12 protein-coding genes are annotated in these 17373 nt (G+C 66.6%); 4 read left to right on the top strand and 8 right to left on the bottom strand.

Translation table 11 applies throughout. From position 1 onward, the window contains the following. Nucleotides 1–17: 17 nt before the first annotated feature. The 3 genes from V6V88_RS02055 to V6V88_RS02045 all read left to right on the top strand — a co-directional run bounded on the left by V6V88_RS02055 (nucleotide 18) and on the right by V6V88_RS02045 (nucleotide 3223). Nucleotides 18–1013 carry a lysophospholipase gene (locus V6V88_RS02055; protein WP_338617529.1) on the top strand — a complete coding sequence of 332 codons (996 nt, stop codon included), beginning with the start codon at nucleotides 18–20 and terminating at the stop codon, nucleotides 1011–1013. Between the two features lie 32 nt (nucleotides 1014–1045). Beyond that, nucleotides 1046–2617 (top strand): glutamate--cysteine ligase, encoded by a 1572-nt coding sequence (gene gshA, locus V6V88_RS02050; protein ID WP_280003915.1) that lies wholly within the window; start codon nucleotides 1046–1048, stop codon nucleotides 2615–2617. 84 nt (nucleotides 2618–2701) lie between these two features. Beyond that, entirely contained in the window at nucleotides 2702–3223 is a 522-nt protein-coding gene (locus V6V88_RS02045) for a lipocalin family protein (RefSeq protein ID WP_056327573.1), read from the top strand. Between the two features lie 39 nt (nucleotides 3224–3262). Here the strand turns inward: V6V88_RS02045 and V6V88_RS02040 are convergent, their stop codons facing one another. The 6 genes from V6V88_RS02040 to V6V88_RS02015 form a co-directional block, all read right to left on the bottom strand. After that, nucleotides 3263–4207: a succinylglutamate desuccinylase/aspartoacylase family protein gene (locus V6V88_RS02040; protein ID WP_280003916.1), complete on the bottom strand. Its 945-nt coding sequence runs from the start codon at nucleotides 4205–4207 to the stop codon at nucleotides 3263–3265. 54 nt (nucleotides 4208–4261) lie between these two features. Then, on the bottom strand, nucleotides 4262–5254 hold the full coding sequence (locus V6V88_RS02035; protein WP_062840269.1) for a tripartite tricarboxylate transporter substrate binding protein: 993 nt from the start codon (nucleotides 5252–5254) through the stop codon (nucleotides 4262–4264). A gap of 138 nt (nucleotides 5255–5392) precedes the next feature. Beyond that, entirely contained in the window at nucleotides 5393–6307 is a 915-nt protein-coding gene (locus V6V88_RS02030) for a LysR family transcriptional regulator (RefSeq protein WP_280003917.1), read from the bottom strand. A 27-nt stretch (nucleotides 6308–6334) separates the two neighbouring features. After that, a complete protein-coding gene (locus V6V88_RS02025; protein WP_338617523.1) occupies nucleotides 6335–7090 on the bottom strand; it encodes an FCD domain-containing protein in 756 nt (251 codons plus the stop codon). An 11-nt stretch (nucleotides 7091–7101) separates the two neighbouring features. Next, a complete protein-coding gene (locus tag V6V88_RS02020; protein ID WP_062840266.1) occupies nucleotides 7102–8013 on the bottom strand; it encodes a fumarylacetoacetate hydrolase family protein in 912 nt (303 codons plus the stop codon). A 66-nt stretch (nucleotides 8014–8079) separates the two neighbouring features. Then, entirely contained in the window at nucleotides 8080–9204 is a 1125-nt protein-coding gene (locus tag V6V88_RS02015) for a cupin domain-containing protein (protein ID WP_062840265.1), read from the bottom strand. A 228-nt stretch (nucleotides 9205–9432) separates the two neighbouring features. Between V6V88_RS02015 and V6V88_RS02010 the strand changes: the two genes are divergently transcribed. Then, complete coding sequence (locus V6V88_RS02010) at nucleotides 9433–9678, top strand: hypothetical protein (protein WP_056327580.1); 246 nt, start codon at nucleotides 9433–9435, stop codon at nucleotides 9676–9678. Nucleotides 9679–9794: 116 nt separating this feature from the next. Here V6V88_RS02010 and V6V88_RS02005 read toward each other — a convergent pair whose 3' ends face one another. Beyond that, on the bottom strand, nucleotides 9795–13298 hold the full coding sequence (locus tag V6V88_RS02005; RefSeq protein WP_338617517.1) for an autotransporter outer membrane beta-barrel domain-containing protein: 3504 nt from the start codon (nucleotides 13296–13298) through the stop codon (nucleotides 9795–9797). Between the two features lie 378 nt (nucleotides 13299–13676). Beyond that, complete coding sequence (locus tag V6V88_RS02000; protein WP_338617515.1) at nucleotides 13677–16898, bottom strand: autotransporter outer membrane beta-barrel domain-containing protein; 3222 nt, start codon at nucleotides 16896–16898, stop codon at nucleotides 13677–13679. Between the last annotated feature and the right edge of the window lie 475 nt (nucleotides 16899–17373).

Raw genomic sequence — 17373 nt, 5'->3', positions numbered from 1 at the left:
TTCGAGGAATTCAGAAATTGTCGCCGATTTCCATGGCCCCCGCGCCCGACGGCACCCCGCTCGCCAATTATTCCTGGCCCGCCGCCCCCAACGTGCCGCCCCCGATCGCCGGATTGGAGGACTCCGAGGCCCGCCCGGAGACGGCCGGCCCCGGGATGGCCCGCCCCGGGATGGCCCGCCCCGGGATGGCCCGCCCCGGGATGGCCCGCCCCAGCATCTACCTGCTGCACGGTTTGAGCGAGCACGCCGGGCGTTACGACCGGCTGGCGCGCTGGCTGACCGCCCGGGGCTGGGACGTGGGTGCGCACGACCACCGCGGCCACGGCCGCTCGGGCGGGCATGCCGCCACCCTGCGCGACCAGGAAGACCTGGTCACCGATGCCGTGGATCGGCTGCGCGCCTGGACACAGCGCTGCGGCCGCCCGCCCATCCTGCTGGGCCACAGCCTGGGCGCCCTGGTCGCCGTGCGCATCGCGCAGCGCCGTCTGGCCGACCTGGACGGCCTGGTGCTCAGTTCGCCGCCCTTTGCCGTCAACGTGCCGCTGTGGGTGCGCCGCACCCTCACATGGATGTCCCTGCACGCCCCCGACCTGCGCGTGCCGCACGGCCTGGCGCCGGCCCGCATCTCGCACGACCGGGCCGTGGTGAAGGCCTACCGCGCCGATCCCCTGGTGCGGCGCCGCATGACCGGCCGCCTGGCGCGCTTTGTCGACGAAGCCGGCCAGCAAGCCCTGCGCGAGGCCAGTCTGCTGCCCTGCCGCACCCTGCTGATGGTGGCCGGCGACGATGCCATCGTGGCGGCCGAAGGCAGCCGCCAATTCGCCCAGCGGGCGCCCGCCGAACTCCTTACCCTGCGCTGGTACGACACGGCCTGGCACGAGATCTTCAACGAAGCCGCCCCCATCGCCGATCCGGTCTATGCTGACCTGGACGAATGGCTGGCGCGCACCGCCCAGGCATTGTCCCTGTCCCCAGTACTGGTTCCCGAAGCACAGGAGGCCAGCACCCCGTAAAATCCGGCGACAGCCCCCAACGAGAACAATCCGTGACCGATACTGCCGCCAACCGCCTCGCCCGCCTAGAGGCCAACCGCTCGCTGCTGACCCAGACCCTGCGGGGCATCGAGAAAGAAGGCCTGCGCGTGGACGAACAGGGCATCCTGGCCCGCACGCCGCACCCCGCCGGGCTGGGCTCGGCGCTGACCAACGAACACGTCACCACCGATTATTCCGAATCGCTGCTCGAACTCATCACGGGCACGCACCAGGACGTGGACGCGTTGCTGGCCGAGCTTGCCGATACGCACCGCCACGTCTACGGCGTGCTGGACCACGAGCTGATCTGGAACCAGTCCATGCCGGCCACGCTGCCGCCGGAGCCTGACATCCCCATCGCCTGGTACGGCACGTCCAACACCGGCATGCTCAAGCACGTGTACCGCCGCGGTCTTGCCGAACGCTACGGCAAGACGATGCAGTGCATCGCCGGCGTGCACTACAACTTCTCGCTGCCCGAAGACCTGTGGTCCGTGCTGGACACGCAGCCCGGCTCCGCACAAGACCGCCGCTCGCGCGGCTACATTGGCCTGATCCGCAACTTCACGCGCTACTCGTGGCTGCTGATGTACCTGTTCGGCTCGGCCCCGGCGCTGGCCAGCGATTTCCTGCAAGGCCAGGACCATCAGCTGGAAAAGCTGGGCGACCACACGCTGTACCTGCCCTACGCCACCAGCCTGCGCATGAGCGACCTGGGTTACCAGAACAAGGCGCAGTCGCAGCTCAAGCTCTGCTACAACGACCTGGACACCTTCCTTGGCCGCCTGTACAGCGCCGTGACGCAGCCCTGGCCCGAATACCAGAAGATCGGCACGCATCGCAACGGTGAATGGATCCAGCTCAACACCAACGTGCTGCAGATCGAAAACGAGTACTACTCCAGCATCCGTCCCAAGCGCGCCACCGGCCGCTGCGAGCGCCCCATCACCGCGCTGGCCGAGCGCGGCGTGCAGTACGTCGAAGTGCGCTGCCTGGACATCGACCCGTATTCGCCGGTGGGCATCGACGCGGCCACCGCGCGCTTCGTCGACGCCTTTCTCCTGTTCTGCACCGCCTCGGACAGCCCCTTCTTTCCTGCCAATGGCTACTGTCAGCGCAGCGCCGACAACTTCTCGGTGGTCGTCAAGGAAGGCCGCAAGCCCGGCCTCATGCTGGACCGCGAAGGCCAGTCGATCGGCCTTGCGCAATGGGGCCACGAACTGCTCGACCGGATCGCGCCGTACGCCGCGCTGTACGACAGCGCGCTGGGCGGCACCGCCTATGCCGACGCGCTGGCCGCGCAACGCGCCAAGCTCGACCAGCCGGACGCGACGCCGTCGGCGCGCCTGCTGGCCGACCTGAAGGACAGCGGTCTTTCGTTCCACGATTACTCGCTGGCGCTGAGCCGCAAGCAGGCCGATGCCCTGCGCGCCGAACCGCTGCCGGCCGACGTGGCCGCGGCCTACCAGCAAGCCGCGGCGCAGTCCACCGCCGAACAGCTACGGCTGGAGCAGTCGGACACTGAAGATTTCGACACCTACGTCGCGCGCTATCACGCCGCGCTGAAAGCGCCGCGCAAATAAGGCGTATCGTTAGGGCTCGGGTTGCGCCGCGCGCCATACGGCGGCCGGCGCCAGCCTTACCAGTCACATCAGGAGGTTTTCTTCATGCGCCGCACCGCAACATTCCTGCTGGCCCTGGCGGCCAGTGTGGCGGGCATTGCCCACGCCGCGCCGCCCCCCATGCAGACCGTGGAATCCGTAGACCTGAAACGCTATGTCGGGATGTGGTACGAAATCGCCAACTTCCCCATGTTCTTCCAACGCAATTGCGTGGGAGACACCACGGCGGAATACACCGCGCATCCGGACGGCACGATCGGCGTGAACAATCGCTGCCGCACCAAGGACGGGGATATCGATTCTGCCTCGGGCACGGCCACCGTGGTTGAAGGCAGCAACAACGCCAAGCTCGAAGTCACGTTCTTCAAGCCGTTCAAGGGCGACTACTGGGTGATCGGCCTGGATCCGGAGTACCGCTGGGCTGTCGTCGGCACGCCCGACCGCAAGTACCTGTGGATCCTGTCGCGCTCGCCGCAACTGCCCAAGGAAGAACTGGACAAGGCGTTGGCTGCCGCCACGGCGCAAGGCTACCAGCTCGACGAGCTGCGCTACACGCCGCAGAAGTAAAGAACCTGGCAGTAAAGACCGCGGAAGTCTGCGGTCCGCTCAGCCCGCGTAATCGCGGGCCAGCCTGACCACCGTCACGCCGGGCTTCAACTGCCGCAGCGACGGCATGATCAGCGTGCAGTTGTCGTACGGTGTGACAATCGGCTGCTCGTCAGCCCAGCCGATGGGCGATCCGGCCTTCTCGAACGTTTCCAGTCCCGACCAGGGGCCCGCAAAACGCACGTTCATGGACGGCGCCACCACGGCGTCCGTCACCTCCAGCACGCGCTGCTGCGCCGGGTCCGGCAGCAGCCAGCCTTCGGGCAGGTCGGACCGATCCGCCACGCCCGACTCCACCAGCATCCGCGCCACCATGTCGCGCGCCACCTCGCGCGACGACAGGTCGCCATGAAAGCCGCATTCGATCAGCAGCGCGCAGGCGTCTTCCCGGGCCGGATCGCCGAAGTGCTCGAAGTCGCGCATGCGCACGCCGTCCTTGTGGCCGGCATCCACGATCACGTGCTGCGGCGCCTTCAGGCGGCGGGCCAGCGCGATATTGCGCGGCAACACCCCCGTCAACAGCAGCGGCGCCCCCGGCTCGTGCATCGAATGCAGATCCAGCAGCCAGTCGGCGCGCCGCACCCACGGACGCAGCGCCGCGCCGCGCTGTCGGTCGGGCGTGGTGGGATTGTCCAGGCGCTCGGCGCTCCAGACGCGGTTCATGTCTTCCTGCACGAATCGCGAGGCATCGTGATTCGCCGCATCGAAGCGGTCGAACGCATCAAGATTGCAGAAGGCCAGCGTCAGGCTGCCGCGGCGCGGCCGCAGGCCCGACGCCAGCAGGTCCTTCAGCGCCCAGGCACCGCACAGCTCGTTGCCATGCACCAGCGCGCTCACCATGAGCGCCCGTCCCGGAACGCCCGAATCAAAGTGCCACACGCCGGGCGTGTCGGTATTGCCTGCGCGCTCGGTGGCGATGTCGGGAACGGGAAGCTTGAATTGCATGGTGATATCCGTGTGCTGCGAGGGTCTTTCGATGTCGTGATGTGCCGTGCGGCGTTATTGCGCCTCGATCTTGGCGGCCTTGACCAGCGCGGCGTACTTCTTGGTTTCTTCCGCCTGGAAGACCACCGGATCCACGCCCGGCTTGGCGACTTCGCCGCCCGCGTCCTGCATCTTGGCGCGGAAGGTGTCGGACTTCAGCGATTCATCCAGCGCAGCGCGCAGCTTGGTCACGACCGGCTCGGGCAGGCCTGCCGGGCCGTAAAGCGCAAACCACAGGTTGATGTCGACGGACTCGAAACCCTTGGTGGCGGCCAGCGGCGCGATCTCGGGCGCGGCGGGCGAACGCTTGTTCTCGGTCAGGCCCAGCGCGACGATGTTGCCGCTGCGGACCTGCGGCAAGCCCGAGGACAGCACCAGCATGCCGAAATCCAGCTGGCCGCTCATCAGGTCCGTGACCAGCGGCGACACGCCGCGGTAAGGCACGTGTTCGGCGCGGGTGCCGGTGGCCTGGTTGATCATCTCGCCCGCCAGGTGCAGGGTCGTGCCCACGCCCGACGAACCGTAGTTGAACGTGCCGGGCGCGGCGCCCTTGAGCTTTTCCAGGTATTCGGCGGCGGTCTTCACGCCGGAGTTCTTGCTGGCGGCCAGCAGCATCGGCTGCGAGGCCACGATGCCCAGCGCCGTGAAGTCCTTGGCGCTGTCGTACTTGACCGCGGTGTTGATCATGCGGGCGATCACCATTTCGTTGGTGGAGCCCAAAAAGATGGTGTAGCCGTCTGGCGCGGCGCGGGCCACGCGCTGCGCGCCGATGGTGCCGCCGGCGCCGCCGACGTTCTCGACCACAACCGTCTGGCCCAGGCGCTTGCCCAGTTCTTCGCCCAGCAGGCGCGCGGTCAGGTCCAGGCTGCCGCCTGCGGGATAGCCGACGATCAGCGAAATGCTGCGGGCCGGATAGTCGGCCGCGCTGGCAACGGGTGCCGCGGCAAGGGCCGAGGCGGCGCACAACGAGACTAGCGCTGCGCGCAGCGGATGCAAGATGGACTTCATGAATTTCTCCCTGGGGTGCTGTGGGTGGACGGCGGAGCCGCCTCTTTTGAGTTTCGGGGGCTATTTTCAAGCGCGGCCCACGGGCATACCGTGCCAAAGCGGCACATCGTTGTGCTAATCCGGTTTGATGCCCGGCAATCAGCCCTTGCGGCTGGCCGTCGCTTCCCAGGCGGCTTCGGCCAGGTCGGTCAGCCGGGCGCGCGGGCGGTACAGGCGGACTTCGAAGGCGATCTCGTCGCTACGCCCGCCCAGCTCGGCCAATGCGCCGCGGCGGCAATCCGCCGCCACCATGGACCAGGGCAGCCACGCCACGCCCACGCCCTTGGCGACCGCGCCATGTGCCGCGTCCAGCGAATCGCTGCGCACGAAGGGCGTCAGCGCGTACGGCGTGGCCTCCAGCCGGTCTCCCACGATGCGCTCCATCGCCAGACCGCCGGTATAGGTGATCAGCGGCACCGGCGCGCCGCCCACCTGCAACTGATAGCGCGGCCGGCCGCGGGCGTCCATCTGGCTGACCGGCACCAGCTTGTCGGTCGCCAGCGTCATGTAGCGGTAGCGCGAGGGGCTGAGCGGCACGGACAGCGCGGGGTGCTCGTAACAGCACAGGAGGTCCACCTTGCCCTGCTCCAGCCGGACCACCAGGTCCTGCGCCTTGCCGGTGGACAGCTCCACCTGCGTGCCGTCGGTCAGCACCCGGGGCGCGCGGTGCCGCAGCCGGGCAATCCAGTCGGCCACCAGCGTGCGCGCCAGGCTACGCCCCGTGGCGATCCGCAGCACGGCCTCGCCGCCCGCGCCGGAACTGCGGATGCGATGGCGGACCAGTCCCATCTGCTCGACCACCTGCGTGGCGGTTTTCAGCAGCGTCTCGCCTTCGGGCGTCAGCGTCACCGGCAGGCGCTGACGTTCCACCAGCGGGGTGCCTGCCCACGCCTCCAGGGCGCGGATGCGCCGGCCGAAGGCGGGATGCGTGACGTGGCGCAGTTCCGCGGCGCGCACGAAGCTGCCGGTCTGCGCCAGCGCGATCAGGTCTTCCAGGAGTTTCAGGTCTGCCATGGACGACAAGCTTACGGCATCGCGGCGCTAGGCCGCGGCTTGTCCCTCGGGCAGGCTAAGGATGCGCTCGATGACCTGCGCCGTCTCGCGATAGTGCGCCGCCAGCAGCGCGGCCGCGCGGCCAGCATCGCGCGCGACCGCGGCATCGAGCAGCGCGCGGTGTTCGTCGTCGACGTCGCGTTCATGGCCGTACGCCACGGCCTGGGCGCGCGCCGGCCGGCGATAGCGTTCCGTCTGCGCGTATAGCTGCGCGGACAGGTCCAGCAGCCAGGGCGAGCGGCAGGCGCCGATGAGCGCCTGATGAAACTCCTGGTGCCGGGCCTCCAGCGCGTCCTCGCGATCCGGGTCCAGGCCGGGCGCGGCGTCCGCCCGGCGGGCCGCCAGCGCCAGCGCATGAAACGCCCCCACCAGCCGCGCCTCCCAGGCGTCGTCGGCGTTGGCCAGCGACCGCCGCAGCGCATCGCAGTCGATCAGGATGCGGGTTTCGCAAGCATCGCGCATTTCTTCCACGGACAGCGGCGCGATCCGAAAGCCGCGCGACGTGGTGGTAAGCACCATGCGTTCGCTGCGCAACCGGTTCAGCGCCTCGCGGATCGGCGAAAAGCTGCCGCCGTAGCGCTGGCGCAGCGGTTCCAGTCGCAGCGACTGGCCCGGCGCAAACGCGCCGCGCATGATGTCGCGGCGCAACTGCCGGTAGATGTGTTCGGACAGCGTGATGTCTTCGACCCCGGCGCCGCCGTCAGCGGCCGCATCCTCGCGCGGGGCCTTGATTCTGGGTTTCAAGCGTTGTGCTCCTAGACGGCCACCACCGGATGGCGCAGCGTGCCGATGCCTTCCACGCAGGCCACGACCACGTCGCCCGGCCACAGGAATTCCTGCGGCTTGCGCCCGGCGCCCACGCCCTCCGGCGTGCCGGTGGCGATGATGTCGCCCGGCTCCAGCGTGATGCCGGCGCTGATATCGGAAATCAAAAACGGCACCTTGAACAGCATGTGGCGCGTGTTCGAGCCCTGCTTCTTTTCGCCATTGACCGTCAGCCACAGGTCCAGCACCTGCGGATCGGGGATTTCGTCGGCGGTCACGATGCACGGGCCGAACGGCGCGTACGTGTCCTGCCCCTTGGAATAGATCCACTGCCCTGCCCGGCGGCAATCGCGCGCGCTCATGTCCAGCATCACGCTGTAGCCGAACACATAGGACAGCGCGTCGGCCTCGGCCACGCGCGACGCGCGCCGACCAATGATGACGGCCAGTTCCACTTCCCAGTCCAGTTGCTGCGTGATCCTGGCGTTGTGCTCGATGGCATCGCCCGGCCCGATCACGGTGGTGGGAGGCTTGGAAAAGATCACCGGCTGCTTGGGCAGGTCGGCCGACGTGTCCAGCGTGCGGCTGGATTCGGCCACGTGCTCCACATAGTTCAGCCCGATGCCAAAGATGTTCTTGCGTGGACGCGGGATGGGCGCCAGCAGCTTCACGTTCTCCTGCGGCAGGGCCGTGCCCACCGGCCAGTTGCCGCGAAACGTGTCCAACAGGCGCGTCGCCTGCGCGACCGCCACCGGCCCCAGGTCGATGAATTCCAGCATGTCGCCGGGCAGGTCCACCCCGCCTTCCTGGCCCAGCAGGAACAGGTCGACGACATAGCCCTCGACAAGCGCGCCCAGGCGGGCAGCGGCGGTGGGATGGGCGCGAAAGGTCACGAGGCGCATCGGGAACTCCAGAAGGTCAAAGGGTGGTGGAACCGGCCGGCGCGGCGCGGCGTTATGCGTTCAAAACTAGATCAGCTGTTGATGACCGCCGTTTTCCTGCACCGCTTCCTCGCGGTACAACGCAAGCGCGCGCATGACGGGCAGGTCGTTGAAACAGAAAAGGCACGCGTCATCGTTGGACGACAGGTTCGCGTGTTCGTGAACGGCCCACGACGGCACGCAGAATATGTCGCGCTCGGTCCAGTCGTAACGCTTGCCGTCGATCACGGAAAAGCCGCTGCCCTTGGCCACCTGATAAATAAAGCTGCCGGTGTGACGGTGCGCCTGGGTGTGTTCGCCCGGGCGCAGCAGTTGCATGCTGGCGCCGATAGTGGGCATGACCGCGCCGCCCGTTGCCGGATTCACGTATTCCAGCAGGATGCCATCGTACGGACTGCCCGGCGCGGTGCGCGCATAGCGGCGCAGGGCCTCATACGTAGGCTCCCATTCGTACTTGAAGAGCGGGGAATAGGGTTTGGTCCACCCGGACACCTGCGGCCGCAGCGCCACGCCGCCCCACGCGCCGCTGGTGTCGTCCACCGGGTGCGTGATGGTCTGGTTCAGGTCGGGATGCACGGCATAGAAACCGGCTTCCAGCGCATTGACCAGCGGAATGTCCAGGCCATCCTGCCAGATGCAGGTCGTGCCGTCCTCGGCCACGCCATGCTCGTGCCACGTGCCGTTGGGCGTCAGTACAAAATCGTTCGCGCCCAGCGTCATCTTGTGGCCGTCCACCACCGTGTACGCGCCTTGCCCTTCCATGATGAACCGCAGCGCCGAATGCGTGTGCGCGTGTGCGCTGGCCAGCTCGCCCGGCTTCATTACCTGCAATCCGGAATACAGCCAGCCCACCGCCGCGGCAACGTCCTGCCGGCCGGGGTTGTTCAGGTAGATCACGCGCCGGCCCGCCTCTTCGGGGGACACCAGCTCGGCGGAGCGCAACACATGACCGCGCAGGTCCCGGTACCGCCAGACCACGGGCACCGACGCCGACCGCGGCGCCCACGGCTCGATCTTGTTCGCCACCGTCCACAACGCGCCCGTCTCAAGCCGCGCCAGTTCCTGGTAGTAGGCCACCCGCTCCGGCGAGTCGGCCACATTGGCGCGGCCCGCGGTGTCCTCGCGGTAAGCGTCGTAGCGGTTCGCTTCCATGTCGTGCCCCTGGTTTTATAAAACGCCGAGGATTTTCGAAAATACTAAGCGCGCCACCAAGGGTGGGCAATGGGCAAGCGCTAGGGGTTTTCCTGCAATGCCGGTAAGGCTGGCAACGCAACGCCGCGAAAATATCTGGACGATCTGCGCAAAAATACTGTACAAAAACACAGTGCGACGTGATACATTTCGCTCGCCCGAAAAACTGTCGTCCAGGGGAGAATTCCTGTGTCAGAAGCTGCTCATCTCGTTCAGTACATCGTCGTTCCCTATCGCGCCGCCGCCAATGGCGTCGCCCCCGGGGAAATCCGTCCGGCCAGCAGCGAATTCGGAGCCATCCGCATCGCGAATTCCATGGCTTCCAAATTTGCAGGCGTTGCCGCCTACGAAGTGATGATCGACAAGGAAACCGGCGACATGGAATCGCCGCGCATCCTGATGCAGATCGGCACCGTGCCTTCACTGGACGACTAGCCAACGCAAATCGCCCGCCCCGCGTGCATGCGGGGCGGGCGATTCAATGGCTTGGCGCGCCTTGCCCGCGCACCTTCCGTGGGATCGGTCATCCGCAGCATCCCGATCTGCGTGCGCTAGAACAGATACTTGATCCCCATCGAGCCCCCCACCGCGCGCATGCCCGACGCGCCGCCCAATCCCTGCTCGGCGTTCAACTGCACATTGACGAAGGTGTTCTTGCCGGCCCGACGGTCGTAGCCCGCCGATACCCCCACGCGCGATCCGTCCAGCTTGTTGTCAAAAGCAATGTCGCCTTGCGTCAGCGTCTGGTATTCGCTGGACGACTCCCCCAGCGTGTGCCGGTAACTCAGCATCAGCCAACCGTGGTTCCGCGTGTCATCCTGTTCGCCCCAGGCTTTTGACAGCTTCAGACTCACGCGAGAATGCAGCGCACGCGATGCCGGCAGCGCCACTTGGCCAATGTCGTCGTCGCCGTCGCGCAACTTGACATGCTGAACCATCACCTGCGCCTGCGGTTCGAGTCGAAGCCCGCTAGACGCATCGCCAATATCGAACGCCTTGCCGGCTTCGGCCGAGAGTGCCGCGCCCCATCCCGACGTCTGCATCGACATGCCTTCCCTACCGTTCGATTCGGTCTTTACGCCATAGCGGCTGATCTGCGTGACGAAGTCCGCATACCCGCCCTTGCCGTCCATCATCGTGTAATACGCGCCCAGGCCATACATCGTCTGATCGCTGCGGCCGGCATTGATCGTCGATCGCGTGGATGCCTGATAGTGATCCACGTCGGCGCGGGAAACCAATGCGGTGCCGAACACGCCCAGGCTGTCGCGGCGGATGCCCTTACTGGTCACGAACAGGTCCGTGCCCACCTGCAGGCCACCCAGCGTCGTGCGGCTTCCGACTTGCGACTGCAGGATGCCGCGCGAAGCGCCATCGCGGTCTTCCCAGCCCCCCAGCGTTCTGGCCCAGACGTAGGGGTAGACCTTACGGGCCAGCGTTTCGGTCGCGCCCATGCGCTCATTGAAGGTGCCCACCGCCAACTCAGACTGCCGCAGGGCTTGGCCACCCAGCTGCGAGTAAAGCGAGACCTCGGGGCGGACCTCGCTGATCAAGTACCAGTTGTTGGCAAGGTCCGGCGAGCCATCCTGCGCGCCATGCGTCAGCACATAGTGAAACGCGCCGGCCCGCGGGGCTTGTCCGGGCGTTTGCTGGAACGCATTGTCCGTGCTGGCGCCGGCCTTGACCACCAGAAAGCCGTTGCCGGAATAGGGATCCCCGAAGCCGCTGTCGGTGTTGAGCGTCAAGTTCGTCAGCCCCGTCGCCCCCGCATTCAAGGTCAGGTAATCCACGGTACCGGCCGAGGTCGGGATCATGTGCAACTTCACTTCGCCGCCGCTGCCCACCAGGTTGTTGGCGGTGAACGTTCGTCCGATCGACGCGTTGGTCCCGTCCGCGGGCGGCGCAAACGCGACGCTGCCTTCAAGCCGAAGCTCGTTGACGGTGCTGAGGTTGTTGGCTTGCGAGGGGTTGGAAGCGGAGTTGGAATCATCCGTCAGGACGTTCCATTTGCTGGTCGCGTCGATGGAAAGATTCGGTCCATCCACCCAGCCATCCAGCGTGGCGCCGTGGGTCAGATGCAAATCGGCGCCGCCCGACCCCACGACCCGGGCCACCGCATGATCGGCTTGGCCCAGCGACGTGCCATTGATGACCAGCGTGCCATTGTCCACCCGCGTCATGCCGGTATAGGAGAGCGGCCCGGTCAGCGTGGTGGTGCCGCCCAATTGATGCAGCTCCCCCGTGCCCGATATGGCATTGGAGAACCAACCGTCGCGTTGAGCTATCGCCAGGACGGCGTTGTTCTCGATCGCGCTCGCGCCCAGGGATCCGCCGTTGTAGAGCTCCCCAATGCCAAGGTGCAGCACGCCCTCTTCAATCACGACGGGACCGGAAAATGCATGGTTGTCTTCGCTGATGAACAGTGTGCCAGCGCCCGTCTTGGTGAGCGTGCCCGAACCCGTGATATTTCCCCTCATATGCAGGTCCGGCTGCAACCCGGCAGGCAGATCAGGGCCTGCCGTACGGAACGCGCCGTCTCCCGCGAAATGCACGTCGCGATACATCTGCATGTGGCTATCGATTTGCAGCCCGCCGCCGTTGAAGGTGAGCAGGCCTTGCGGGTTGCCAAGGCTCTTATCGTGATCAATCGCGAGCCACCCGCCCGAGAGGGTCCAGGACGTCTGAACCGCCGGGTCGGTCCAGTCTGTCAGCTTCCACGTCCCGGCAGAGGTTTTCTCGAAGGCATTGAAGCCCAGATACTGCGCCGACCCGGTCGCGCTGTTTCCGATCAGACGAACATCAAAGGCGTTGCTCTCGACGTCCAGACGGGAGTTCCAGCCGCCATCCAGGACAAGCGTATTCTTGCCGCCGGATTCCGTGGCATCGACCAGGCCAATGATCTGGCTGTCCGGGTTGTCCCAGCCGCCCTGCCCTTTGAGCACGAGGGTGGAATCTCGGGCGGTCGCGGCATATTTGATGGCGGTGTCCTGGTTCTCCGGCCCGTGCGATATCGTTCCCGTGTTGATGATCACGGAGTTGGCGCCCGTGACGTAGACGCCGTGACCGCTCCTGCCGCCGGCGCCGCCCGCTGGGCCGCCCTCGTTGTAGCTGCCAGGCCCGCCGTTGCCGCCCGATCCGCCGGCCGCGCCGCCACCACCGCCGCCGCCGCCGTAACCGTCCAGGACGGCATCTATCTCATCCCGACTCAGCCCCAGCGCCAGCGCTTCGGCCGCTTCAGGGTTGGCGATGCCGCCGTCCACCCCGGGCTCGCCGCCAGCAATGCCACCCACGCCGCCAACGCCCGAAACCTGGCTTTCGCGTAATGCCTGGCCCGGCGTGCCTCCATGGGTGTATGTGCCGCCGCCCCCGCCGCCGCCCCCTGCAAATTTGCTGGCCCCCGGGCTCTGCAAATTACCGCCGCCGGGCGAACCATTGAATCCCCCGTGGCCGCCATCGCCCCCAAAACCCGCCCCGATCACGCCGCCAAAGGTGAGGTCCGCGCCGCCGCCGCCCCCGCCGCCCGCGCCGCCGCCCGCGCCCCCACTTCCGTCACCGCCGCGGCCGCCATTACTGGACACGGTCACATGAAACGCGCCCCCGCCGCCGCCCCCACCGCCGCCGCCCTTGCCGCCGCTGATCGAGTAGCCGTCGTTATGCAAGACCACGCCGTCGCCCGAGATCACGATGCCGTGCCCGCCATTGCCACCCGTGCCTCCCGCGCCGCCCACGACGCCGCCGCGTCCACCGCCCCCGCCGCCGCCACCTCCGCCGCCGGGCGCCCCTTCGATGTCGTCATAAGTCGTGTAGGACGTTGTGATGTCCAGGGCGGTAACGCCATCCCCGCCGTCCCCGCCCCTGCCGCCATTGGCAGCCCCGCCCACGCCGCCCGTCCCCGCCTCACCGATGATCAAGGCGTGTGCAGTGGGATGGGACACGCCCAGAGAGATCAAAGACAGGCCAAAACAGAGCTTGAGCGCCATGCCGCGCGCTTTGTCGATTCGATTTCGAGTCGAATACGCATGTCGCAATGCCAAGCAAGAATCCGTGTGCATCATTGGTTCATCCTGGGTGTGGATTCACGCGCGGCTTCACGAATTCGATTACACCCGGCGCGTAGCCGCGCCAGGCGAAATCATCTGCTTGAGGTTTCAAGAACGTGGAACACCGGGCTTGCCGGCTACGCGCGGAATAATCCGATTAATCACATCGCGCGACGTGGACTGCGGGTGTTGAGCGCTTGCTGGAACCCTCTCGTCGGCGTGATCAGTGTTCCGTACGCGCCTTGGATTCGCCGAGAGTACGTTTACTCAGTTGGCTCGCAAGCGTCCAAAATCATCACAGGCGCCTCGTAGAATCCGACTGATCTGAGAGCGGCCGACGCCAGCACATCGGCCGCTACAGGATGGGTCGTGCAAGACGCGGACCCGCGAACGTTAGAACAGGTGCTTGATCCCCAACGAGCCCCCCACCGCGCGCAAGCCCGACGCGCCGCCCAAGCCCTGCTCGGCGTTCAACTGCACATTGACGAACGTGTTCTTGCCCGCCCGCCGGTCATAGCCTGCCGACAGTCCCACACGCGATCCGTCCAGTTTGTTCTCGAAGGCAATGTCGCCCTGCGTGAGCGTCTGGTATTCGCTGGACGACTCCCCCAGCGTGTGCCGGTAACTCAGCATCAGCCAGCCGTGGTTGCGCGCATCGTCCTGCTCGCCCCAGGCTTTTGACAGCTTCAGGCTCACGCGCGAATGCAGCGCACGCGATGCCGGCAGCGCAACCTGACCGAGGTCATCATCGCCGTCGCGCAGCTTGACGTGCTGGACCATCACCTGCGCTTGCGGTTCGAGTCGAAGCCCCCTAGACGCGTCGCCAATGTCGAACGCCTTGCCGGCTTCGGCCGACAGCGCCGCGCCCCAGCCCGACGTTCGCATCGACATGCCGTCGGCGCCGCTCGATTGGGTCTTCACGCCATACCGGCTGAATTGCGTGACGACGTCCACGTACCCGCCCTTGCCATCCATCATCGTGTAATACGCGCCCAAGCCATACATCGTCTGGTCGCTGCGGCCGGCATTGATGGTCGAACGCGTGGAGGCCTGGTAATGATCCACGTCCGCGCGGGAAACCAATGCGGTGCCGAACACGCCCAGACTGTTGCGGCGGATGCCCTTGTTGGTCACAAAGAGGTCCGTGCCTACCTGGAGGCCGCCCAACGTCGTGCGGCTTCCCACTTGCGACTGCAGAATGCCGCGCGCCGCGCCATCGCGGTTCTCCCATCCGCCCAGCGATCTGGCCCAGGCATACGGATACACCTTCCGAGCCAGCGTTTCGGTCGCGCCCATGCGCTCGTTGAAAGTGCCCACCGCCAGCTCGGACTGCCGCAGCGCTTGCCCGCCAAGCTGCGAGTAAATGGAGACCTCGGGGCGGACCTCGCTGATGAGGTACCAGTTGTTGGCAAGTGCCGGCGAGCCATCCTGCGCCCCCTGCGACAGCACATATCGAAACGCCCCGCCCCGCGGCGCCTGGCCGGGCGTCAGCTGGAACGCGTTGTCCGTGCTGGCGCCCGCCTTGACCATAAGAAAGCCGTTTCCGTGTAGCGGATCGCCGAAGCCGCTGTCGGTGTTGAGCGTCAGATTCGTCAGCCCCGTCGCCCCCGCATTCAAGGTCAGGTAATCCACCGTGCCGGCGGAGGTTGGAATCATGTGCAGCTGCACTTCACCGCCGCCGCCCGCCAGACTGTTGGCAGTGAACGTGCGGCCGATGGCATCGTGGGTCCACTCGGCGGGCGGCGCAAAGGCGACGCTGCCGGCAAGCCGAAGTTCGTTGACGGTGCTGAGGTTGTTTGCTTGCGCGGGGTTGGACCCATCGGTCAGGATGTTCCAACGGCTGGCCGCGTCGATGGAAAGATTCGGTCCATCCACCCAGCCGTCCAGCCGTGCGCCGTTGGCCAGGCCGAGGCCGGCATCGCCCGCCCCCACGACCCGGGCAACCGCAAGATCGGCCTGCCCCAAGGACGTGCCTTCGATGACCAGCGTGCCGTTGTCCACCCGCGTGAAGCCGGTGTAGGTGAGCGGCCCGGTCAGCGTGGTAGTGCCCGAACCCGCCTGCAGCAGATCGCCCGTTCCCGATATGGCGTTGGACAGGATGACTGCATCGGTGCGATCGATGGCCAGAACGGCATTGTTCTCTATCGCGCCCGCCCCCAACGATCCGACGGCCTGACCCGCGCCCAATTGCAGCACGCCGTCGTCGATCAGCGTTGCGCCGGCGAAGGCATTGTCGCTGCCGATGATCCACGTCCCAGCGCCGGTCTTGGTAAGCGAGCCCGATCCGGTGATCGCGCCCTCCATCACGGAGACCGTGCCGCCCACCGTGCGGATCGCGCCGTCACTGACGAACTGCATGTCGCGTTGCGTCGTCGTACTGGCATCCAGTTGCAGCCCGCCACCATCAAACGTGAGGGCAACGGCGGCATCGCCCAGACTGGCGTCGTCGGCAATCGCGAGCCACCCGCCCGACAGCGTCCAGGGCATGAGCGCCTGGCTTGGCGTACCCGTCAGCGTCCACGTTCCTGCCGAGGTTTTTTCGAAGGCATTGAAGCCCAGGTATTGGGCCTGCGCACCGCTTCCGATCAGACTGACGTCAAAGGCCAGCGCCGCGCCGCCATCCAACCTGAACGTGTTCTTGCCGCCCGACTCCGTGGCGTCGACCAGGCCGTTGATCTCGCTGCCGGCTTGCAGGACCAGCGTGGAATCGTGGGCGGTCGCTGAATACTTGATGGCGGTGTTCTGGTTCGCCGGCCCCTGCGAGATCGTGCCCGAATTGATGATCACGGAGTTGGCGCCGGTGACGTGGACACCGTGACCGCTGTTGCCGCCGGCGCCGCCCGGGGGGCCACCGGGGAATAAAGAGCCCGGCCCGCCGGCGCCGCCCGATCCGCCAGCCGCCCCGCCGCCTCCACCGCCCCCGGCCCAAATTGCTGTGTCCGCTATGCCACCATCGACGCCGGCCTCACCGCCAGCGATACCGCCTGATCCGCCTACACCCGGAATTGCGCTGGATAATCCATCGCCCTGCGACCCGCCGTTGGTGTAGGTGCCGCCGCCACCACCACCGCCGCCTGCATAATTCGACTGGCCGCCACCCGGCATACCATCTTCTCCCCCATTGCCGCCATTGCCGCCGTAGCCCGTTCCATCGATCCCGCCGGGGTTGATATCCGCCCCGCCGCCGCCGCCACCCCCACCGCCGCCACCAGTGCCCCCCGCGCCGTCACCACCGCGGCCGCCGTCGCTGACAATGGTCGCATCGTAGGTACCGCCGCCCCCGCCCCCACCGCCGCCGCCCTTGCCGCCGCTGATCGAATAGCCGTCGTTGTGCAGGACCACGCCATCGCCCGAGATCACGATGCCGTGCCCCCCATTGCCGCCCGCGCCGCCCCCGCCGCCTTCAAATTTGGCCGGCCCGCCTCCCCCGCCGCCACCACCCCCTCCGCCCGGCGCGCCTTCAATGTCGTCATAGGTCGTGTAGGACGTCGTGAGATCGAGGGCGGCAAAACCATCCCCGCCATCGCCGCCATCGCCGCCATTGGCAGCCCCGCCTGCGCCGCCCGCCCCCGCCTCACCAACGATCAACGCACGCGCCGCGGGATGCGGGGACATGCCCAGAGAGATCAAAGACAAGCCAAAACAAAGCTTCAGCGCCATACCGCGGGTTCTGTCGATTCGATTGCGAGTCGACTCTGCATGTCGCAACGCCAAGCAAGAATCCGTATGCATCGTTGGTTCATCCTGGGTGGTGGATTCACGCGCTGCTTCGCGAATTCGATTGCACCGGGAGCACAGGGGACGCTCCAGGCAGAATCGTGATCTTGATCTCGCAAGAACGTGGAACACCGGGGCTGCCGGTTGCGCGTTTGAGTAATCCGGTTAATCACATCGAGCGACGGCTGCGAGCTAAAAAAGCGTTAAAGCCCGTGTCGTCGGTGTCTCAGATTCTCTTTATGCGTCCCGGCTTTACCCAGAGTAGGATTACTCGGAATGCGCGACAGTCTTTATAAGAATCAGTTGCCGTGGAAAATCAGACGATCGCTATGGCGCATGTTCCAAGACCGTGCCAGCGATCCGGCGGGCCTCT

This window comes from Achromobacter sp. E1 (genome assembly GCF_037039475.1).
In the GTDB taxonomy this organism is placed as follows: Bacteria; Pseudomonadota; Gammaproteobacteria; order Burkholderiales; family Burkholderiaceae_B; genus Achromobacter; species Achromobacter mucicolens.
Note: the sequence above shows the minus strand (reverse complement) of the source record. Positions and strands in the feature narration are given on the sequence as shown.

What these genes read in the sequence shown, in the direction of transcription:
- V6V88_RS02045 (WP_056327573.1), top strand. Translation starts at nt 2,702, where the DNA reads ATGCGCCGCACCGCAACATTCCTGCTGGCCCTGGCGGCCAGTGTGGCG.
- V6V88_RS02040 (WP_280003916.1), bottom strand. Translation starts at nt 4,207, where the DNA reads ATGCAATTCAAGCTTCCCGTTCCCGACATCGCCACCGAGCGCGCAGGC.
- V6V88_RS02035 (WP_062840269.1), bottom strand. Translation starts at nt 5,254, where the DNA reads ATGAAGTCCATCTTGCATCCGCTGCGCGCAGCGCTAGTCTCGTTGTGC.
- V6V88_RS02030 (WP_280003917.1), bottom strand. Translation starts at nt 6,307, where the DNA reads ATGGCAGACCTGAAACTCCTGGAAGACCTGATCGCGCTGGCGCAGACC.
- V6V88_RS02020 (WP_062840266.1), bottom strand. Translation starts at nt 8,013, where the DNA reads ATGCGCCTCGTGACCTTTCGCGCCCATCCCACCGCCGCTGCCCGCCTG.
- V6V88_RS02015 (WP_062840265.1), bottom strand. Translation starts at nt 9,204, where the DNA reads ATGGAAGCGAACCGCTACGACGCTTACCGCGAGGACACCGCGGGCCGC.
- V6V88_RS02005 (WP_338617517.1), bottom strand. Translation starts at nt 13,298, where the DNA reads ATGATGCACACGGATTCTTGCTTGGCATTGCGACATGCGTATTCGACT.
- V6V88_RS02000 (WP_338617515.1), bottom strand. Translation starts at nt 16,898, where the DNA reads ATGTCCCCGCATCCCGCGGCGCGTGCGTTGATCGTTGGTGAGGCGGGG.